The sequence below is a fragment of the Rhodococcus sp. NPDC049939 genome (genome assembly GCF_040656415.1).
Classification (GTDB): Bacteria; Actinomycetota; Actinomycetes; order Mycobacteriales; family Mycobacteriaceae; genus Rhodococcus_F.
Genome location: NZ_JBFAMC010000003.1, coordinates 11,870 through 33,011, shown reverse-complemented (window position 1 = coordinate 33,011; position 21,142 = coordinate 11,870). Strand labels below are relative to the sequence as shown.

Here is a 21,142-nt window from a genome sequence, read left to right as displayed (position 1 = left end):
AAGTACGATCAAGCTATCTGGACCGTCTGCGAACGGACAGCCTCTATGGCATATCGGAAGCGCTTCGGCGGCGGTGCCACCAAACCGTTGGGCGGCAACGCCATCGTGCTCGGCGCCGGCATCGGAGGCCTTCTGGCCGCTGCCGCTCTCAGCAGTACGTTCCGGAACGTTCTCGTCCTCGAGCGCGACAGTCTGCCTCCAACCGCCACCGCCCGAAGGTGCGTACCGCAGGCCAGACACGTGCACGCGTTGCTTGCAAGTGGGCGGGCGGCGATGGAGGACCTTCTCCCCGGCTTCGTCGAAGAACTGCTCGGCCTCGGCGCCATCACCGGAGACGCACTGGCCGATATTCGCTGGGTGGTCGACGGGCACCGGTTGGCCCGCGGCACCAGCGGAGTGCCCGGCATCCTCGCGAGTCGGCCACTCGTCGAGTGGCAAGTACGGCAACGTGTTCGGGATCTGCCGAACGTTCAGATACTCGACCACAGAAACGTCACCGGACTCGTCGGCGATGGCGAGGCGGTAAGCGGAGTGGACGTGCAGCATCGGCTCGGTGGTCCCCTAACCGAGTTCGTACCCGCAGATTTCGTCGTGGACTCGACCGGTCGCAGTTCGCAGAGTATCGCCTGGCTCGGCAGGTTGGGGTTCAGAGCTCCCCCCGAGAAGAAATTGGTCATCGATGTCACCTATGCAACCCGGCACTTCCGCCTCCATACATCTGCACTGGGTGGCGATTCCGGTATCGGGATCGGACCAGGGCCGTCGAGCCCTCGCAGTGGATTCATGGGCAGACAGGAGGACGGCACCTGGATCGTCACCCTCGCCGGATACGGCATCGACGTGCCGCCACTCGACCAAGACGGGTTCCTCGAGTTCGTGCGGACGTTTCCCGCCCCGGACATGTATGACGCGCTGGCCGCGGCGGAGCCCGTGGGCGATGCAGTCCGATACCGGATTCCGACCACCATTCGCCGTCACTATTCGGCGGCCGACCTACCGTCGAACTACGTGCCGTTCGCCGACGCGATCTGCTCCTTCAATCCCATCTACGGCCAGGGCATGAGCGTCGCCGCGGTGGAGGCGACGATCCTTCGTGACTGCCTACATTCGGCGACTACAAATCCCACCCGGCAATTCCTGCGCAAGGCGAATCGATGCATCGACGGCGCCTGGAACCTCACGGTGGACAACGACCTTCGAATCCCAGCCGTTCCAGGCCGACGGCCGGTGCGGGTCCGGTTCGCCAACGCCTACGCATCCAGGCTCGATCGAGCCGTATCCGTCGACCCCGCCGTCGGATCGGCATTCCTACGCGTGACCCACCTTCTCGACCGTCCGGGAATGTTGCTCCGACCGGCGACGGCGCTGCGTGTGTTCCTGGCCTCTCGGTCCCGCACCCGCTGAGGTCCGTAAACAGATTTGCTGTATGTTTTCGTAACACATACCTGGAGGGTCTACGCCGTCACGAAAGGACACCGTGCTCGACATCGCTTGGAGCCCGACGCTGAACACTCTGACCCGCAACGCCTGGCGACTGTCCTTCGGCTCCGGAATCGCACCGATCCAGCGGACCCCGTCCACCCTCATTCACGAGGCACCCCACCAAGCCCTGCATCGGTTCGACCTCGACAAGTCCGACGGTGATCGGCCCGTTCTTCTCGTGCCCCCGTTGGCGGCGCCCGCTCACTGTTTCGATCTGCGACCGGGCCAAAGCCTGGCCGGGCATCTGGTCGGCACTGGCAAGGCAACCTACGTCGTCGACTACGGCACGATGGGCTACGACGACCGTGACCTCGGATTCGAGGACTGGATCGACCACATCATTCCCACATCTGTAGATCTCGTGTCGCGGCGGCACCACGGCGCACCCGTCGATCTGATCGGGTGGAGCCTCGGCGGGACGATATCGCTGCTCACCGTGGCCGCTCGAAACGACCTCCCCGTCGGTTCGGTGACGGCGCTCGGCACGCCGATCGACTATGAGGCTGTGTCGCTGTTCGCACCGCTACGTGCCGTCGGCCGTTTCACAGGCGATCGCCCCCTCGCCATCGCTACTGGGCCGATGGGCGGTCTGCCCGCACCGTTGGTGCAAGTCGGCTACCGTTTGACCGCGCTGCAGCGTGAACTGACGAAACCGTGGTTCATCGCGAAGAACCTGCACGATACCGAGACCCTCGCCCGCATGGAATCGATCGAGCGGTTCATGGCCCAGATGCCGGGATATCCCGCACGATTCTTCCATCAGGTTTGCACGCAATTGGTCCTCGGGAATTCCCTTGCTACAGGCAGTTTCCAGACCCGGAGCGGGGAAGTAAGCCTCGCCGACGTGAGAGTCCCGGTTCTCGCGATCGGCGGAACCGAGGATGTAATCGCGCCAGTCGCATCGGTCCGCGGTGCCACGGACGCGCTTGCGAGTTCGCCGTCAGTGCAGTTCGAAACCGCGCCGGGCAGTCATCTCGGACTCGTCGCGGGTACGGCGGCGAAGGATTCCACCTGGGCGCACATCGACCGTTTTCTCGCTGGGGTCGTCGCCAAGACCGCCTGAATTCAAGCCGGCCCTGCCGTGGCGAGGGCGCCCGCAAACAGTGCAGTGACCGCGGCGCCCATCGCCGGCTGATCCACTTCCTCGGGATCGACCGAATACTCGAGCACCAGGCCGGAGATCAGGGCCATCAGCGAAATAGCTGTCGTGCGGACGTCCAGCGTGTCTTCGACGCCCCACTCGCGGGCCCGCTCGCCAATCAATTCGATGAGCCGGCCCCGCAACTGTCGCCGCTCTCTCTGGTAGGCCTGCGCAATTTGTGGATCCCGAGCCGCGAGGACGCCGAATTCGAGGACCAACAGCGCCCATCCCTGATCACGGACCATCGACGAAGCGATCGCCTCTCCACTTCTTCCCGCGGCGTCGGAAGGACTCATCCCAGCGATCTCGGAGAGGACGCGGCCCGCCAGCTCGAGGGAACGCTGCGCGAAGAGTTCGGCGAACAGATCCTGCTTCGACTCGAAGTTCGAGTAGACGGCACCCTTCGTAAAGCCCGCCCGTCGCGCCACCTCGGTAAGCCTGGCCGCGTTGAACCCGCGTTCGGCGAATTCTTCGGCCGCGGCATCGAGTAGTCGTTGACGCACGACATCACGACCGGGACGCGGCCGCGGCGCCCATTCGACCTGGCCGCTGTCCGCACCGTGACCACTGTCCGGCCGACGATCATCAGTCATGATACCTAGAGTATTGAATACTCATGGTATCGACAATAGGTTGAGAATGCCCGCATGACCATGACCGATACCGAATCTCCCTCGCCCGATCGGGGCACGCGCCCCTTGCCCTCACGCTCTCCTCACTCACCGGCCCGATTACTCCTGGGCTCCACCGCTCGGTGCGTCTCGAGCTGGAATCGGATACGCCCCGTTCCGATCTCGTATCGAATGACGCTTCTTGGAGTCCTCCCCGGTGAAGCGCCCTACCCTTGGTTCATGCCGATCCCCTTGCATCCCCACGCCGCGCACGTCGCCGAAACCCTGATCGCGAGAGGACATCACGGGGTGATCGTGACCCAACGCGAGTCCACTCACTCCGCCGCCGAGGCAGCGAAGTCTCTGGGGGTAGAGATCGGAGCCATCACCAAGTCTCTCGTCTTCATGCTGGATGACGATCCGATCCTGCTGCTCGTGTCGGGAGCCCACAAGGTCGATCTCGCGAACACCGGCAAGCGACTGCAGGGAACTCTGGCTCCGGCACCAGCAGACATGGTGCAGATGGCAACCGGCCAGCCGATCGGGGGAATCGCACCGCTCGGACATCCTACGAATCTGCCCACCTACGTCGACGCACTGCTGGCCAAGTACCCCGAACTATGGGCGGCAGCAGGACAACCGAATACCATCTTCCGCACGTCGTTCTCGGAGTTGGTGCGCATCACAGCGGGCATTGCGATCGACGTCGACTGAGTCCTCGGCCCGCCTTCTATAGTTGACTGCAGATCTCGTGAACCGATACACGGGCCGACCCGGAGAGTGCTTTGTCCGACCCAGTCGAGAATGCCGATACAGTCCACCGATCGACTCTGCCCCGCGATCGCGAACTCGCACCAGGTATCAGTGCGGTGGACTATCGCGCCGCTATGCGCCGTCACCCTGCAGGAGTCACCATCGTGACTCTCGACTCGGGGTCTGGCCCGGTCGGCTTCACCGCCACCTCTTTCGCCTCCCTTTCACTTGATCCGCCGTTGGTGTCGTTCAACATCTCACATACCTCCTCGAGTATCGGGGCTCTGCACTCCGCCGATTCTGTGGTGATCCACCTACTCGGCGAGCACCAGCAGCACCTCGCTCAGCGGTTCGCGCGTAGCGCCGACCAACGCTTCGCAGACAAGTCGCTCTGGGCGAGGCTCGACAGCGGGGAACCGGTGCTCCATGGCACTCCCAGTTGGCTTCGGGTCACCGTGGACCAGTTGATTCCCATCGGGGATCACACGCTGGTGATCGGCCTCGTCACCCGGGTTCATGCCGACGCCGACGACGACTCGGCCGCAGCGCCACTGCTTTACCACGAGGGCCGCTACTACCGGCCAACCCCGCTGTGAACAGACGCTGTTCCTCGAACGGGCGGTGCGATCACACCTGCGCATCCGGCGAAAATCGGGTCTCCGGCACCGGATTCCACTGTCCTTCCTCCTTCACATAGATCCAGGCCCGTTTGCCATCCACGAGAGTGCATACGGCGTGGACAAGTCGATCCACGTCCTCGGAAGTGCTTCCAAGCCCCAGGCTCACTCGAACTGCACCGGTAGGCCGACCGAGTCGCTCCAGCAACGGATGCGCACAGAAGCGTCCATCGCGTACTCCGATTCCGTGTTCCGCGGACAGATATGCGGCGATCTCCCCCGGTTCGAATCCGTCAATCGTGAACGTCACGATACCGACCGTATCGGGTACATCCGCCCACAGCCGGAGAAATTCCAGGCCGTCCACGGACCCGAGGCCGGCACGGATTCGTGCCGAAAGGGCGGACTCGTGCTCGGCAACCCGATCGAAATCCAGATCCGACAGCACATCGCATGCGGTGGCCAAGGCGGCCGCACCGAGAACGTTGGGTGTTCCCGCCTCGTGTCGAGCCGGGGCAGGGGCCCACAGTGTGGAATCGACAGTCACGTTGCGGACCGCGCCACCGCCTGCAAGGTAGGGCTCGGCGGCGTCGAGCCAGTCCGGGCGTCCCACCAACACACCGGCCCCGAACGGGGCATACAGTTTGTGACCGGAAAACACCAGATAGTCGACACCCCATGCCTCGATGTCGATCCGCCGATGCGGTGCGAGTTGTGCAGCATCGACGAGAATCCTTGCACCGCAACGATGTGCAACCTCTGCGAGGGCGGCAATCGGCAGCACCTCCCCGGTAACATTGGATGCCCCCGTCACGGCCAGCAGTGCGGTGGGTCTCGAGCAGAGTTCTGCAACAAGCAGCTGGACGGTCTCGGCCAAAGTGTCGGCGGCACGCACTACACGAGAGTTTTTCCAGGGCAGCAAATTCGCGTGGTGCTCAATGTCGAGGACGACGGTACTACCGGGTACACAGCCGGCGAGTAGGTTCAGCGAGTCCGTGGTGTTCCGGGTGAACACGACTACCTGATCTTCGCCCGCTCCAACGAATCTGGAAACCGACTCGCGGGCCTTCTCGTAGCAAGCGGTTGACACTCGGGATGCGTAACCGGCACCACGGTGCACGCTCGAGTACGTCGGCAGCAGGGCCGCGACGCGGTCGGTAACCTGCGACAGAGCCGGCGCACTGGCCGCGTAGTCGAAGTTGACGTAGGTACGATTTCCACCCTGAACCAGCGGAACTTGCAAGTCGGAGCCCGAAACCCGGGCCAGCGGAGCAGCACATTCATCAGCGGTCAATACACCAGCCATTACGACATCCCTCACGTTCAGGGACTCTTCAGAGGGGCGATACCCCAGGAGTCCGCGCTTGCCGGATCCGGTATTGGACCTCAGCCCGGTCGTCACCCGGAGCACCCCGCCGCAGTGGAGGGTTGCCGACCAGCAAGCCGGGGCTTGACGCTGGTACTCGTGACCTGTTTGAAAGAGTGCAGGATCGATGCGTCGCTGTCAAGCCGAGTCCTTGCTTCCACCCTCGTTGTCATCGAAAAGTGGCGCCTGAGAAGGGGAACTGATCTCAGTCCACCGGAGTGGTAGCCGAATTGTGGAATGGGTGGGTGGTTTGTCCGTCCTCGCCGGCGAGTTCGTCCATGGAGTCCAGCTGCCGCGCCGTGGTCTCGGGCACCATCTTCGACACGAGGAGTAAAGCGAGCGCGCTCGAGCCCGTTTCAACCCACCATCGCAAGAGCAATCTCAGACCTAGGGACTGCCGGGGTCGGCCGGGGCGGGAACGAACGGCGGTGCGGTGGGTTCATTGGCTGTTTCGGAGCGGCCGCCATCGGCCGGACTCACGGGGGAAACAGGAACACCGGCGGTCGTGCTGGTGACAGCCGGGGCGGCCACGGTCGACCGAGGCAGGGTGGATTCAGGGCTTTGCCCATTTGAAGTGCCCTCTCCGCCGCACCCCGTCATCAGCATTGCCATCGTCGAGATGAGCATTGCACCAACAGCATACGACAATCTCACGGCGATACTCCGATTCGTTTTATTGATCAGGTCATGAGATAGTCGTCCGACCGGTCCGTTTCGTTACGGAAGGTGGGAGGGGTTGTTCGGTGCTTGCCGTACACGCGAAGTGTGCCCGAGTCGCTCGATGCGAGAGGCCGCAGAGTGCGTTCAGCAGCGCTGTCCCAGTCTTGCCTGTGACGAACGTCTGAACGCAGTCTCTTGTTCGCCCGATCGACGTTCCGCCGATGTCGTGTGCGCTGGTTGCGCAACGACAATTTCTATCATGGAAGGTTCACCTTGCAGATCCGACTCAGCACGATAACTGCCGGAATCCTTTGTGCAACAGTTGTATTCACTGCCACAGGATGCGGGGGCGCCGACCGCCAGCCAGCACAGGGCACCATGACAACATCGGCTGCGGCGACCACGACCGTCACCGACGAGGGCACGGCGAGTCCCCTCGCCACCGAACTGACCGAACCGACCGAACCGACTCCAGAAGAGGTAGGCAGGCAGGGATCGGGTCCGAATGTGATGCTGCCCATCAACTCCGGCCCGCAATCATCGCAGGGATCGGATCCGAATGTGACACTCCCCGCCGACTCCGGCCCGCAATCATCGGCGGCCTCGGCGTCGGCTGATCTGACGCTGACCGACATCCGGGTCGGACGGCATGCAGGATTCGACCGGGTGGTCTACGAGTTCGCCGGAACCGGGACGCCTGGTTGGCATGCCCGCTACGTCGACAGTGCCGCGCAGGACAACAGCAATAGGCCCATCTCTGTGGCAGGAGACGGGATCCTGCAGATCTACATCGACCGAATCACGTTTCCCTACGACAACTCTGGAGTCAGGTCATTTCCCCCTGTTCCAGGCACAGGGGCCGTCGTGACCGAAGTCCGGGAAGGGGTCAGCTGGTCAGAGGGTCGCATGCAGTCGTTCATCGGGACTACCGGCTCCGAGCGCCCGTTTACCGTTTTCACGCTCAGCGGGCCTACCCGCGTCGTTGTCGACATCGTCAACTGAAAACAGCGAGGGGGTCGACCCGAACAGTTTCACGTGAAGTTCAGGGTTGACGGGAGCCCGCGTCAGCGGTCGATGCCCAGGCCACGGCGGCCGATGAGGTTGAGATCCTTCTCGGCGAACCTGTCGGTCCAGCCCACTTCGTAGTCTTCGCCAGGGAAGTCGTCCGGGGATGCACCGCTGAGAAAGCGCTGGGCGACCTTGCGCGCGTAGTCAGCGTTCTTCTCACACATCGGGGCGGCGGGGATGTACATGACGTTGCCCCAGCCCTGCTGATTTTCCACCGACTGCACCGCGTGGATGAGGTCGCAATGCCACCAGACCGAATCTCCCGGCCGCAGGTCCGGGATCACGGTCAGGCCCCGCAACAGCAAAGGGTGCCATTTGTCGCTGACGGGCAGCACACGGCGTGGGACGACGTCGCACAGCTCGTCGTCGGGGACGTCGTCTCGCAGCGCGCGCAGCAAGATGTACGCCATGGCCTCGGGAATCGGGACGGTACACAGCACGCCCTGGTCGTTGCGCATGCCCGATAGCGCCGTCCACCCTTGGAAGCTACGGAAGACCGAGCACATCGTGGTACCGCCGGCGTACTCGTTCACCTCGGTTCGGTAGGCGGCGTCCCAAGCGTCGTACTTGGCGAAATCTCCGTCGAAAACGTGCCGGAAGACTCTCTGATAGGCGGGCAGTAGCCAGCGTTCGAGAGCTCCGGAATCAGTGTGGGCGCCAAGCCCCTTCGACGTTGTTCCGGGGGGACGACGGCGAATCCGGTCGGGGTACATGCTGTCCTGGTCGGGGTCGAACCATCTGACACCCTGCGAATCGAACTTCCACTGGTGATTCAGGAACGACTGTACCGTCGCCATCCTCTCGTGCTGGCGCGCCTCCATCTGTGGACGGGACCAGTAGATCGGGTAGATCTCCGGGCGTGAGGCGGCCAGGGTGCCGAAGAAGTCGTCGCCAGGACCGCTGTACTTGCTTTCGAAGTCATTGTTCTCGACGTACTCGACCAGTTGACGGTCCCAGTCCCTGGCCATCTGCTCCGGGAAGTGGCCGCGCACTACCAGACATCCGCGGCGGTGGATCTGACGCAACTGTGAGTCTGTCACCTCATTCGTGGCGAGCCGGTCGTAGTCGACCACCGGCCATACTTCCTCACCGCGCTCCTTGGTGGCGCAGATGTTTTCGATCTCCTCCTCTATGAACGCCTCGACCTGGCGGAATGCGCCCTCGACATCGCCAACCTGCGCACGGAGAGCCTCCTTTGCATCACGGATCGCGCCGGGAACGTCCTCGGCAAGCCGTTCGATTCGCTCGTCAACGTGCATGTCCACGCCCTCACACCTTTTAGTAAACAACCTTTACGAAATATAGGGTAGAGAGACGCGGACCACCTGTAAAGAGGGCGAAGCAGTCAATGGCACGCAGACGGCGCCAGATCCGAGATAATCAAGTGCCGACCACAAGTGGCCGAAAGGAGACAAGTGGCGAGGTCATCAGACGTGTATCGCCGGGGTTCCGCCCCGGCCGCCGCGCCGTTGCCGAGAACTCTCGCACAGCTGACGGACGACGCGTTCCTGGATGTGTTGTTCCGCGAAGGCCCCTCGTCGCGGGCTCAAATCGCGAAGGCGACCGGCATCTCCAAGCCGACGATCTCCGAATCCGCGCAGCGCCTCCTCGGTTCCGGGCTCATCATCGAGGTCGGGCAGACCTCCACTGGCATGCGCGGGCGATCCGCGACTCTCTGCGACGTGAACCCGCGCTACGGCCATACCCTCGGGGTGGTCCTCGAGCGCGGATACGTGGCCGTCAGAGCCCTCGACCACAAGGGCTCGGTTGTATGCGAAAACCAGGTCGAGGCAGACGATGAGGATTTGCCTACTGCCATCTCCGACACACGCGATCTGATCGCGAGGTGCTTCGCCGACGTCGGCACCCCCCTACTGGCCACTGCGATCTCAGTCGCAGCACCGATCGACCCCCGCACCCACACCGTTCAACAACTGCCCGACGCACCCTTCACCGGATCCGTCCCGGACTTCGCCCGAGCGTTACAGATCGAGCCCGTCGCGCCACTACTCGTCGACAACGACGTCAACTGGGCAACCATCGCCGAGAGCCGCATCGGATCCATGCAGGACGCGGACGACTTCCTCTACGTCTACCTCGGTGCCGGTATCGGTGCCGGGCTGTTCCTGTCCGGCGGATTGCACCGGGGATCGAACGGCACCGCAGGTGAAATCGGTTTCCTGCGAACAGCTTCCGGCGAAACATTGCTGCACCGACTCGGACATTCGTCGATCGGCACCCCTGACGGACGTTCGATCGACCTCGAGCGTGCCCGTGAACTCCTCCGTACCGACACGCCCGGCCACACGGTCGACGAGATCCTCGACGACCTGGCTCATACCATCGTCAACGTCGCCACCGCCGTCGACCCGGGACGAATCGCCATCGGAGGTCCGTTATCGCAAATGAACCGGGTTACCGAAGGGCTCCGCGAGCGAATCGAGCGAACGGCCCTATCCGAGGTCGAAATGACGATCAGCCCACTGGGCCGCACGGCACCACTCCAAGGTGCGGCGATCGGTGCACTCGAACTGGCGAGGAAACTCCGAACACGCCTCGCTCCCCGCACCGACTGCCCACCATCAGGCCATCGATCGTGAGATAACCAGTAGTACACACCACCAAGGGAAGGAATCGTGGGTTGCCCCTCCAGTCACCGCTGGATACGGACATCTTGCCCCGTATCCCCCGAGAGCTCCTCCGCCGCGAATTCGCGCCTACGCCACGCACGCTCATCGATATCTTGTTGACGACAGCCGCTGCGCACCCACACTCTCCTGCACTCGATGACGGAACGGTGTCGCTCACATACCGTGCACTGCTCGAGGAGATCCAACGGACCGCGGCGGTCCTGACGAAGTCCGGAGTCGGTGCCGGTGATCGAGTCGGTATCCGCATGCCGTCGGGATCCTGCTCGTTGTACGTCGCCATCCTGTCGACTCTGACAGTCGGTGCCGCCTACGTGCCCGTCGACGCCGACGATCCCGAGGAGCGTGCCGAACTCGTGTTCGGAGAGGCACAGGTCCGATGCGTGGTGACCGAGGCGGGAGTCATCGCCGGCACCGCTTCCGGCGGAGCAGAGTCCTCTGCCGCACGTCTACCGACTGTCGACGACGACGCCTGGATCATCTTCACCTCCGGATCCACCGGCATCCCAAAGGGTGTCGCGGTCAGTCACCGTAGTGCCGGGGCCTTCGTCGACGCCGAAGCCCGGATGTTCCTGCAAGAAGACCCCATCCGGCCCGGCGACCGGGTACTTGCCGGGTTGTCGGTAGCGTTCGACGCGTCCTGCGAGGAGATGTGGCTTGCCTGGCGTCACGGAGCCTGTCTCGTTCCCGCGCCCCGGTCCCTCGTCCGCAGTGGAACCGATCTCGGACCGTGGCTGTTATCACGCGATATCAGCGTCGTGTCGACGGTGCCGACCCTTGCGTCGCTCTGGCCCGCGGAGGCGCTCGGGGCCGTGCGTCTGCTGATCTTCGGAGGCGAGCCCTGCCCGCCCGAACTGGTTGAACGCTTGGCCGTCGACGGACGCGAGGTATGGAACACCTACGGTCCGACCGAGGCCACCGTCGTCGCCTGCGGGGCACTGGTAAACGGGAAGAGCCGCGTCAGCATCGGTCTGCCACTGGACGGTTGGGATCTCGCGGTAGTCGACGGTTCCGGTACGCCCGTGGCCGAGGGACAGGTGGGCGAATTGGTGATCGGGGGTGTCGGTCTAGCGCGTTACCTCGACCCCGTCAAGGACGCGGAGAAGTATGCACCGATGCCGACGCTGGGCTGGGATCGCGCCTACCGCACCGGCGACCTCGTCCGACTCGACCAAGGCGGCCTGCTGTTTCACGGGCGCGCCGACGAACAGGTAAAACTCGGTGGCCGACGGATCGAGTTGGGTGAGGTCGACAACGCGCTCGGGAACCTCCCCGGCGTCGGCGGCGCTGCTGCAGCAGTACGCACGACCGGCGCCAATCACCAGATCCTCGTCGGCTACCTGGCGGGTACCGGACCGGGCTTCGACCTGAAGGTTGCGCACAAGAGACTCACCGAACAGCTTCCGGCAGCGTTGATTCCGCGACTCGTCCTCGTCGACGAGCTTCCCACCCGAACGTCCGGCAAGGTCGACCGGAACGCATTGCCCTGGCCTCCGACGGGAGTAGATGACGGAGTAGGCGAACGCGGACTCGATGGTACGGCCGCGTGGGTTGCGGGGTTGTGGACGTCCATCCTCGGGGCTCGGATCACGAGTTCGGACGACGACTTCTTCGAACTCGGCGGCGGTTCGCTCTCCGCCGCCCAATTGGTGACGGCTCTGCGCGAACGGTTTCCCGAGATGACGGTCGCGCGACTCTACGACAATCCGCGGCTCGGTTCCCTGTCCGACTACCTCGACGAGTTGGCCCCCACCGGCAGGGCCAAACCCCGCACCGTCTCGCCCACCCCCCGCAGCAGCCAGCTGCTGCAGATCGCAGCCACGATTCCACTCACAACACTCACCGGACTCCAGTGGGTCACGTGGATGGCGATCGCGAACAACATCTTCTCGTGGTTCACGCACATCCCCTGGGCGCCGACCGTTTCGTGGTGGTGGATCATGCCCGCGTTCGTCGTATTCATCACCCCGATAGGGCGGATGGGGATCTCGGTTGCCGGTTCGCGAATCCTCCTCCGTGGGCTCGAGCCCGGCACGTACCCTCGCGGCGGCAGCGAACACCTGAGACTGTGGGTAGCGCTGAGGCTCGCCGAGGCCAGCGGGGCGGCCAACCTGTCCGGCGCACCCTGGATTCTCTACTACGCGCGAGCGCTCGGTGTGAAGGTAGGCAAGGACGTCGACCTTCACACGTTGCCACCTGTCACAGGCATGCTCGAACTCGGCGACGGCTGCTCGGTCGAACCCGAGGTCGATCTGTCCGGGCACTGGATCGATGGTGATGTGGTGCATATCGGCGAGATCAAGATCGGCGACGGAGCCGCCGTCGGCGCCCGGTCGACACTCCTGCCCGGCGCTCGCATCGGGCGCAACGCGGAGGTGGCGGCAGGCTCGGCGGTAGTCGGCCGGGTCAAGTCCGGACAACACTGGGCCGGCTCCCCTGCCGTGAAGATTCGGAAGGCTGCTCACCCCTGGCCGGACGAATCTCCACCCCGCGCCTCCTATTGGGTGCCCATGTTCGGTATGACGTCGATGTTGCTGGCCGGACTACCGATATTCGCGCTCGCGGTCGGCGCGTGTGTGATCGCCTCTTGGATCCGTGACGCCGAGACGATCGGATCGGCGATCTGGCAGTCGCTGGCGATTCTCCCCGTCGCTACGGTCACCAGTCTCGGCGTGTTCGCCATAGCGACAGTCGTAGCCGTCCGGCTGCTCTCGTTCCGGCTGACGGAGGGCTACCACCCAGTTCGTAGTCGAATCGGCTGGCAGGTGTGGGCTACCGAACGGCTGATGGACTCGGCGCGCACATTCCTTTTCCCGCTCTACTCGAGCCTGCTGACTCCGGGATGGTTGCGGCTACTCGGCGCCAAGGTCGGCAAGAACGTGGAGGCATCGACGGTGCTGTTGCTACCGAAGTACACCACCGTGGCAAACGGCGCGTTCCTCGCGGACGACACGATGGTGGCCAGCTACGAACTCGGGGGAGGCTGGATACGCATAGCGCATGCCAAGGTCGGCAAACGTGCCTTCCTCGGAAACTCCGGAATGACCGGGCCGGGCCGTCGAGTCCCGAAAAACGGCCTGGTCGCAGTTCTTTCGGCGACCCCCTCGAAGGCCAAGGCCGGCTCATCCTGGCTGGGCAGCCCACCTGTTCGGCTACGCCGAGCGCCCAGCCAGACCGATGCCATGCGCACGTTCCGTCCGACACCCCAGCTCAAGCTGGCGCGTGCGGTGGTCGAAACCTGCCGTCTGATCCCCATGATTGTGACGTTCGCCATCGGACTCGGTGTGTTGTTCGCCCTCGAAGCAATTGCCGGCCGCGCCGGCTTCTGGCTCGCCGCGCTGACCGGAGGGATCGTCCTCCTCGTCGCGGGAGCCGTCGCGGGCCTGGTGTCCGTGGCAGCGAAGTGGATTGTGGTCGGCCGTATCGGACAGATCGAGCATCCACTGTGGAGTCAATTCGTGTGGCGCAACGAGGTGTCAGACACTTTCGTGGAGACCGTCGCCGCGCCATGGTTCGCCCGTGCAGCTACAGGGACTGCCGTTCTCAACATCTGGCTGCGCGGACTCGGTGCCACAATCGGCAAGGGTGTGTGGTGTGAAACCTATTGGCTACCAGAGGCTGATCTCGTGACACTCGAGGACGGAGCGACCGTTGAACGTGGGTGCGTAGTGCAAACTCACCTGTTCCATGATCGGATCATGTCCATGGACACTGTCACTCTGAGGGCCGGGGCCACGCTCGGCCCCCACTGCGTCGCGCTGCCGGCCGCGGAGATCGGCGAGGGCGGCACTGTGGGCCCGGCCTCGCTGGTCATGCGCGGCGACACCGTGCCGCCGTCCACGCGCTGGCAAGGCAATCCGATCGCACCGTGGGCGTCGACGTGACGTCCGGCAAGGGGGTTGAAGACCCGATCGACCCCTATCTCCCCCAAAACGGCAACCGGGGATACCGGGTGTCGCGGTACGAACTCGACCTCACCTACAAGGTGCAAACCAACAGGTTGACGGGCAAGGCGACGATCACCACGGTCACTACCGAACCCCGCTCCCGTTTCACGTTGGATCTTGCGTCGAGCCTTCAGGTGACGAGGGTCGTCAGCAACGGTTCCCGCGAAACCAAATGGCTTCACCGGAACGGAAAGCTGATCGTCACGACCGCACACAAGATCCCCGCCGGCGGTGCGCTGGTCCTCGTCGTCGCGTACAGGGGATCCCCGAAGCCGATCCCCAGTATGTGGGGTGAGGTCGGCTGGGAGGAACTGACCGAGGGCGCCCTGGTCGCCAGTCAGCCGAATGGGGCGGCTTCCTGGTTTCCATGCGACGACCATCCGAGTTCCAAAGCCAGCTACCGCATCTCGATCACCACCGATTCGGCGTACTACACGGTGGCAAATGGCGCGTTGGTCAGTAAGCGGACTCGGGCAAGCCAGACGACATGGGTGTACGAGCAGACCGAGCCGATGTCGAGCTACCTCGCCACCATCCAGATCGGACCCTACGAGCGCCGCAGCGTCGGTTCAGGAAGCGTTCCACTGTTCGCAGTTACCCCCCGACGACTACGATCGGCATTCGACGTGGACTTCGGCCGACAGCCCGAGATGATGGACGTCTTCGTCCGATTGTTCGGTCCCTACCCGTTCGCCGAGTACACGGTGGTCGTGACCGATGACGAGTTGGAGATCCCGCTCGAGGCGCAGGGTATCTCGATCTTCGGTGCCAACCACTGCACAGGTCAGCGTTCATACGAGCGCCTGGTTGCACATGAACTCGCTCATCAATGGTTCGGCAACAGCCTGACACTCGGTCGGTGGCAAGATATCTGGCTACATGAAGGTTTCGCCTGCTACGCCGAATGGATCTGGTCCGAGAACTCGGGCGGGCCGTCGGCGCACGAACTCGCAGTACAGGCTCATCGGGACCTGGCCCGCAAACCGCAAGATCTGGTCGTCGCGGATCCGGGGCCACAGTTGATGTTCGACGACCGCATCTACAAACGGGGCGCACTCACCCTGCATGCCCTGCGAGGCAAACTAGGCGACGAGAGCTTCTTCGCTCTGCTCCGGCAATGGACGCAGACTCGTCGGCACTCCACCGTCACCGTCGAGCAATTCACCGACCTCGCCGCCCACTACACCGATGAACCGCTGCGGCATTTCTCGGACGCATGGCTGGTCGAGAAGACACTTCCGCCGTTGTGATCTCGCCCCCGGGTACCGAAGTGGGTTCGCCCGCCCACCGCCGGATCAGATCCGGATCGCAAGCCGAGCGTCGACGGCCGCGGTCAATTCGACCTCGACCGGGGCACCGGACGGAAGCGCGCAGACGCCAATCGCACTGCGCGCAGGCAACGCATCGATTCCCAAGATTTCGGCAAGGGCATTCGAGGCGCCATCCGCCACCCTGGACAGCTCCCGGAAATCCGGTGCACAGGCAACGAAAACGCTCATGCGCAGGCACCTGGTTATGATGTCCGCCCCGCCGGCAGCCGCAGCGACCGCCGCAACCGCATTCCGCGCCGACAGCGCTGCCGCCTCCTGGGCGCGTGGCAGGGTCACATCCTGTCCGACGACACCGGTTACGGTCAACACCCCGTCAATGCGAGGAGTCATGCCCGCGCAGTAGGCGATCCCGCCATGCACCACCGCTGGGACATAGCGGCCCTGGGGTTTGGGGGCAACAGGAATCAATTGTTCAGGCACCGAGTGCTATTCCTTCCTGACGAGGATCAGCGGCACCGGACAGTAGGCCACGTGTGTTGTCCACCGAGATGATCTGAGCACTGCCTTCCGCGCCCCAAGGCGCCTGAAGAGAGATGTCGTGACCGAGTTCTTCCAACTCATCTCGCACCTGTTCCGAAATGCGTGACTCGCACCGAAGTTCCAGGGGACGACCGATGACGTCGGCATCGCTGCCGGGAAACACCGTGAACCTCGGGGCCGATACGGCCTCGGCCGGGTCCAGACCATGGTCGAGGAGGTGCGAGATCAGCTGCATGTTCCACTGCACCTGGCCGTCTCCACCGGGGGTGTTTCCGACATGCAGCAGGTCTCCGGAAGTATCGGTAACCACCCACGCATTGAGCGTGTGGAGCGGCTTCCGCCGAGGTGCCGCGGCATTGGGGTGCCCTGGAATCAGATACGCGCCCCGTGCCCAACGGTTGTTCAGCAGCACACCGGTTCCGGGGACGGTCATCTTGGATCCGAAGGTGAAAGCGAGCGAGTGAATGAAACTCACCGCCCGGCCCTCGGAGTCGACCGCAACCGTCGAGGTGGTATCCCCATCGCGCGCGTCGATCATCGCCGTGGGCGCCACCCTTCGGTCGAGGTGACCCCTCGCCACCCCGATGGCTTCGGGCTCCAGCAACGCCTTCCAGGCATCATTGTCGCTGCCGCAGTGCGCCAACCGGTCCTGGAAGGCCATCCGCGCGGCACTGGCCATCCGGTCGATGGCAGGTGCGTTCAGCCACGGCCAAAAGCCCACGACTGCGTCGCACAGCGCTGCTTGCTGGAGCACCATCCACCCAGGTGTGGGTAGGGGTGTCTGATGGATCACCGCGCCCGCGTAGATCCCGCTGATCGCGGCTTCGGGGTGCACCTCCGCACCGGCAACCCACTCGTCACCGCTGAACGGTGCACCGGCGGCGCACAACGCCTCGACGGCCTTCTCGGCGAAAGCGCCCTTGTAGAAGCTGCGTGGGTCGCGGGCGAGTGCACGGATCGACTTGGCGAGTTCGCGCTGCGGCAGCACCTCTCCTACCTGCGGCAACCGACCATCCGGAAGGTACACGGAACGTAGTCCGGCATCTGCGGCGATGGCGTCCTGTACTTCTCGAACGTCCCCTCGGGTCTTGGCGGAGCACGGCAGCCCACGCTCGGCGGCCCGAATCGCGGGTGCCCACAGAGCGGTGAGCGAGCGAGTGGCCCCAGCCGCATGGAGTGCACCCAAAGCGGCCGGCGCACCCGGGACAGTGACGGCCAGTGCCCCATCGGCGGGGATCGACCGCAGACCTTGACTCTCGTAGAACGCCAGATCTCCGCCGTCAGGCCCGAAACCACTACCGCCTATCGTCCACACCGAACCGTCTGGCTCACGGACCACCGCAAACGCATCGCCACCGATTCCGCACTGGCCCGGCAGGGTCAGCCAGGTCATGGCTGCCATTGCCAAGGTGGCATCGATCGCATTGCCGCCATCCATCAGTACGCGCACACCCACCGTGCTTGCTGCGGGGTGACTGGACGAGACCATTCCGCCAGTGGAGAGCGTGGCAGGCCGGGGGTTCATTTCGTGCACCCGCGCGCGGCGCGCCGACGTGGAACCGAAGCCGCGTCATCAGGGTCGATTCCGACGAAGATCTCGCCGTCACGTTCCTCGACCGGGTAAGTCTTGATAGCCACTGTGGCAGGCGGGCACACCGGCTCACCGGTCTCGAGGTCGAACACGCTTCCGTGGCAGGAGCATCCGATACCGTCGTCCACCAGCTTGCCCGACGAGAGCAGACAGTCCAGGTGCGTGCAGTAATTGGTGGTCGCATAGGCCTTTCCATTGAGCCGGGCGACCGCGAACTCGTGTTCGCCGGCGAAGAAACGGCGCACCATACCTTCGGCAACCTGTCCGGAACGCGCAACGCGAGTAAATTCCATGGTCTTCTCTTTCAAATCAAACTACGAGTAGGGCTCAAGCCGAGGGGCTGAGGTAAACGGTTTTCTCTGATTGGTAGAACTGCATCATCGTGTCGCCCGCCTGTTCCTTGTGGGTCTGCGTGCTCGACGACTTGTGACCACCGAACGGTGCGTTCATACTCTGGCCGGTGGTGGATTGATTGATCTTGACCAATCCTGATTCGGAACGACTCGCGAACGAGAGCGCCCGAGCGACATCATTGGTGACGACTCCCGCGCTGAGCCCGAACTCCGAATCGTTTGCCAAGGCGACCGCCTCGTCGAAATCGGATGCCCGCAGGAATACCAGCAGAGGCCCGAACACCTCTTCTCTGACGATTCGCATGTCCGGACTTCCCTCGGCGAACACGGTGGGTTGGACGAAGTATCCACCTCCGTCACCGAGAACCTCACCACCGCAAACCAGTTCGGCACCTTCCTCGCAACCGATCCGGACGTAGTCACGGAACTTCTCGAGTTGTCCTGCGCTGGCGAGCGGTCCCATACCGACGCCGGTGTCACCTCCCGGGCCGACGACGATCTCACACGCCAGTTCGACCACACGGTTGAGCAGCCCGTCGTGAACGGCGTCGACGGCAATTACCCGACTGGTACCGGTGCATGCCTGTCCGGACAATCCAAAGGCTCCCTTGACTATCAGTGCGGCAGCTTTGTCTACGTCGGCGTCCTCGAGTACCACGACAGGATTCTTGCCACCCATCTCGAGTTGGCTACGCCGTTCAGGTCCCACGGCGGTGTGGATAACTCGGCCCACTTCGGTGGATCCGGTGAACGTGACGGCGTCCACGCGCTCGTCCGCCGCAACTGCCGCACCGGCTCGACCTGACCCCTGCACCAATGCAATGGCTCCGGCTGGCAGACCCCCGGCAAGCAGCGCCTCGACCAGACGCTGACCCATCAATGGCGTCAGTTCGGAAGGCTTGAACACTACAACGTTTCCCGCCGCGAGCGCCGGACCGAGCTTGCGCGAAGGAATGTTCAAAGGAAAGTTCCACGGCGTGATCGCGCCGACGATGCCGATCGGCTGACGCAGCGTCATGACCAGGCCCTCGCCGGGTGTCGGATACGTACTGCCAGTCGTGCGAAGCGCCTCACCAGCATAGAATCGCAAGTTCATCGGCGTGCGGCTCACCTCCATGGCAGCCTCCGCACGCGTCTTTCCCTCTTCTCGGACCAACTCTCCGATCAACTCATCGGCTCGCTCTTCCAGGTACGCTGCCGCAGATTCGAGTATTGCGCCGCGTCGCTCGGGTGGAGTGGCCGCCCACTGCGGTGCAGCCTTCGCTACCGCGCTGATCGCCGCATTGACGTCGGCCGAGCTCGACTCGGGGAACGCGCCGATCACGTCATTGGGATCGGCAGGGTTGCGGCACTCGAATGTTGCACCGGATGAAGACGGAACCCAATGTCCGTCAATGTAGTTCATTCCCTCGATCGTCATGCCGTCACCAATTCTTCATCTTCGTCCAGCAGGTCGTACAGATCGGTACTCTCATCCGCCAGTCGAGCGGGCTCGATCGATGTGCCGATCAACTCGCGTGCTGCACCGATATCCTCGCCACGATCGAGAGCGAACGCACCGCGGACGATCCCGTTGTCCAGATAGAAGGCCGTGAACTCGCCGCCCTCGACACTGCCTCGGAGCGCTAGCTCGGTATACCGGGCACTGCCGACGAATTGAAGGTTCTTGCCGAATTGGTCCGACCAGAACCAGTGAGCGGAGTCCACGACTCCGACGCGCCCGAGCATCAGATTGGCCGTGGCCGCACCCTGCTTGCTTGCGTTGTCGAAATGTTCGACGCGTACGTGACGGCCTGCGGAATCCGAGAAACGCGCCGCCACGTCACCGGCCGCGAATACCTGCGGGATGGCCGTCTGCCCTTGCGCGTTCACGAGTATTCCGTCCCCGACATCGAGACCGGAAGCCCGCGCCACCTCGTCGTTGGGGATGATGCCGATTCCCACTACCACTACCTCTGCCGAAATCACGTCACCGCTGTCGAGCGTGACGAGCACGTCGTCGGGCCGAGTCGCCACCGCGCCGACACGGACTCCACCTCGCACAGCCACGCCGTTGTCCAACTGCATCCGGGTGCATACATCGCCCATCTCGGGTCCGAGGATTCGAGCGAGAGGAACCTCGTCCGCTTCGAGGACAGTCACCTCTGCTCCCAGAGCTTTCGCTGTCGAGGCGATTTCCAGACCGACGAATCCTCCACCGATCAGCACCAGACGTGTACTCGGCCGAAGTTGGGCGGCGAGTCGCTCGGCGTCGTCCATGGTCCGGAGGTAGTGCACGCGCTCTGGCGAGGAACCGGTAACGGGCATGGTGCGCGGCCTGCCACCGGTTGCGATCAGAACGGCATCGGCAGCAACGCTGCGCCCGTCGGACAGTTCGACCGCTGCGGCATTCGAATCGATTCGGTTAACTGCCGCACCCGTCAGGAGTTCGACCTCCTGCTTCTGTCGCCATGCCTCCGGAAGCAGCATCAAGGACTCGGGGTCAGCCTCTCCCGCCAGGAACTCCTTCGACAGCGGAGGCCGCTGGTACGGCGCGTGAGGTTCGTCGCCGATCAGTATGATTTCACCGTCGAACCCACGGCGTCTCAAAGTGCGGGCAGCCACTGCAGCGGTCTGACCTGCGCCGACGGTGATGATGGTATTGAGCGTCATGAGTTCACTTGCTCTCTGACGGCGCCTTCGTTCGACGTAGTCGCAGTCTCAGTGTTATCGGGGCGTCGGGCGAGGTCGACGTAGACGTAGTCGTCCTCGACTTTGACCGCGTAGGTCGGCTGGCACTGATCTTGGTCTTCCTCGTACCCGGTATCGAGGTCGAATGCCCACTGGTGACCGGGGCAGATGACACGGCCGTTGAGCAGAGTGCCTTTGGCGAGCGACCGGTCTTGGTGGACACACAGATCGTGGAACGCGTAGATCCGGTCATTGGCCTGAAACAATGCTACCGGCGTCTCACCGACATCGACCCGCAGCTTTCGCCGGCGGCCAACCTCGCGCAGGGTGGCTACCCGCGTCCAATTCGTATCCATCGCTCTCTCCTGTTCGGACAAAAGTGCACCGGGGGAGCCCACTGAGCCTGGGCTCCCCCACCTGCGCT

Annotated in this window: 17 protein-coding genes and 1 riboswitch; of the genes, 8 read left to right on the top strand and 9 right to left on the bottom strand. The window is 63.7% G+C overall.

The features are described from left to right. Positions 1-45: 45 nt before the first annotated feature. Both AB0I57_RS12360 and AB0I57_RS12355 read left to right on the top strand, forming a co-directional pair. A complete protein-coding gene (locus AB0I57_RS12360) occupies positions 46-1,404 on the top strand; it encodes a monooxygenase (RefSeq protein ID WP_358335020.1) in 1,359 nt (452 codons plus the stop codon). Positions 1,405-1,477: 73 nt separating this feature from the next. Continuing rightward, the gene (locus AB0I57_RS12355; RefSeq protein WP_358335017.1) at positions 1,478-2,545 is read left to right on the top strand and encodes an alpha/beta fold hydrolase; all 1,068 of its coding nucleotides are present in this window, start codon (positions 1,478-1,480) and stop codon (positions 2,543-2,545) included. Positions 2,546-2,547: 2 nt separating this feature from the next. Here AB0I57_RS12355 and AB0I57_RS12350 read toward each other — a convergent pair whose 3' ends face one another. Next, positions 2,548-3,126: a TetR family transcriptional regulator gene (locus tag AB0I57_RS12350; protein WP_358336398.1), complete on the bottom strand. Its 579-nt coding sequence runs from the start codon at positions 3,124-3,126 to the stop codon at positions 2,548-2,550. Positions 3,127-3,474: 348 nt separating this feature from the next. Between AB0I57_RS12350 and AB0I57_RS12345 the strand changes: the two genes are divergently transcribed. Then, on the top strand, positions 3,475-3,948 hold the full coding sequence (locus tag AB0I57_RS12345; protein WP_358335015.1) for a YbaK/EbsC family protein: 474 nt from the start codon (positions 3,475-3,477) through the stop codon (positions 3,946-3,948). Positions 3,949-4,019: 71 nt separating this feature from the next. Beyond that, positions 4,020-4,583, top strand: coding sequence for a flavin reductase family protein (locus AB0I57_RS12340; RefSeq protein WP_358335013.1), 564 nt, complete (start codon positions 4,020-4,022; stop codon positions 4,581-4,583). Between the two features lie 31 nt (positions 4,584-4,614). Here the strand turns inward: AB0I57_RS12340 and AB0I57_RS12335 are convergent, their stop codons facing one another. Then, complete coding sequence (locus tag AB0I57_RS12335) at positions 4,615-5,910, bottom strand: aminotransferase class V-fold PLP-dependent enzyme (RefSeq protein WP_358335010.1); 1,296 nt, start codon at positions 5,908-5,910, stop codon at positions 4,615-4,617. 49 nt (positions 5,911-5,959) lie between these two features. Further along, positions 5,960-6,075: riboswitch (SAM riboswitch) on the bottom strand. A gap of 933 nt (positions 6,076-7,008) precedes the next feature. Between AB0I57_RS12335 and AB0I57_RS12330 the strand changes: the two genes are divergently transcribed. Then, a complete protein-coding gene (locus tag AB0I57_RS12330; RefSeq protein WP_358335007.1) occupies positions 7,009-7,632 on the top strand; it encodes a hypothetical protein in 624 nt (207 codons plus the stop codon). 62 nt (positions 7,633-7,694) lie between these two features. On the opposite strand, the gene AB0I57_RS12325 is transcribed toward AB0I57_RS12330, so the two are convergent. After that, complete coding sequence (locus tag AB0I57_RS12325; RefSeq protein ID WP_358336395.1) at positions 7,695-8,957, bottom strand: DUF1479 domain-containing protein; 1,263 nt, start codon at positions 8,955-8,957, stop codon at positions 7,695-7,697. A 156-nt stretch (positions 8,958-9,113) separates the two neighbouring features. Here AB0I57_RS12325 and AB0I57_RS12320 point away from each other — a divergent pair, with 156 nt between their 5' ends. From AB0I57_RS12320 to AB0I57_RS12310, 3 genes are read left to right on the top strand one after another with little or no spacing between them, the layout of a single operon-like run. Then, positions 9,114-10,298, top strand: a complete 1,185-nt coding sequence (locus AB0I57_RS12320; RefSeq protein ID WP_358335004.1) for an ROK family transcriptional regulator — start codon at positions 9,114-9,116, stop codon at positions 10,296-10,298. A 41-nt stretch (positions 10,299-10,339) separates the two neighbouring features. Further along, on the top strand, positions 10,340-14,230 hold the full coding sequence (locus AB0I57_RS12315; protein WP_358335001.1) for a Pls/PosA family non-ribosomal peptide synthetase: 3,891 nt from the start codon (positions 10,340-10,342) through the stop codon (positions 14,228-14,230). Then, positions 14,227-15,543 (top strand): M1 family metallopeptidase, encoded by a 1,317-nt coding sequence (locus AB0I57_RS12310; protein ID WP_358336392.1) that lies wholly within the window; start codon positions 14,227-14,229, stop codon positions 15,541-15,543. The genes AB0I57_RS12315 and AB0I57_RS12310 overlap by 4 nt, the downstream gene beginning before the upstream one ends. A 45-nt stretch (positions 15,544-15,588) precedes the next feature. On the opposite strand, the gene AB0I57_RS12305 is transcribed toward AB0I57_RS12310, so the two are convergent. The 6 genes from AB0I57_RS12305 to AB0I57_RS12280 are packed head-to-tail and all read right to left on the bottom strand — an operon-like array spanning position 15,589 to position 21,074. Beyond that, positions 15,589-16,044, bottom strand: coding sequence for a RidA family protein (locus tag AB0I57_RS12305; RefSeq protein ID WP_358334998.1), 456 nt, complete (start codon positions 16,042-16,044; stop codon positions 15,589-15,591). Further along, entirely contained in the window at positions 16,037-17,629 is a 1,593-nt protein-coding gene (locus tag AB0I57_RS12300) for a gamma-glutamyltransferase (RefSeq protein WP_358334994.1), read from the bottom strand. The genes AB0I57_RS12305 and AB0I57_RS12300 overlap by 8 nt, the downstream gene beginning before the upstream one ends. Next, on the bottom strand, positions 17,626-17,988 hold the full coding sequence (locus AB0I57_RS12295) for a non-heme iron oxygenase ferredoxin subunit (RefSeq protein ID WP_358334991.1): 363 nt from the start codon (positions 17,986-17,988) through the stop codon (positions 17,626-17,628). The genes AB0I57_RS12300 and AB0I57_RS12295 overlap by 4 nt, the downstream gene beginning before the upstream one ends. Positions 17,989-18,022: 34 nt before the next feature. Continuing rightward, positions 18,023-19,468, bottom strand: a complete 1,446-nt coding sequence (locus AB0I57_RS12290) for an aldehyde dehydrogenase family protein (protein WP_358334988.1) — start codon at positions 19,466-19,468, stop codon at positions 18,023-18,025. Continuing rightward, positions 19,465-20,700, bottom strand: a complete 1,236-nt coding sequence (locus AB0I57_RS12285; RefSeq protein ID WP_358334984.1) for an FAD-dependent oxidoreductase — start codon at positions 20,698-20,700, stop codon at positions 19,465-19,467. Before AB0I57_RS12285 ends, AB0I57_RS12290 begins: the two co-directional genes overlap by 4 nt. Beyond that, on the bottom strand, positions 20,697-21,074 hold the full coding sequence (locus AB0I57_RS12280) for a Rieske 2Fe-2S domain-containing protein (RefSeq protein WP_358334981.1): 378 nt from the start codon (positions 21,072-21,074) through the stop codon (positions 20,697-20,699). The genes AB0I57_RS12285 and AB0I57_RS12280 overlap by 4 nt, the downstream gene beginning before the upstream one ends. Positions 21,075-21,142: the final 68 nt, after the last annotated feature.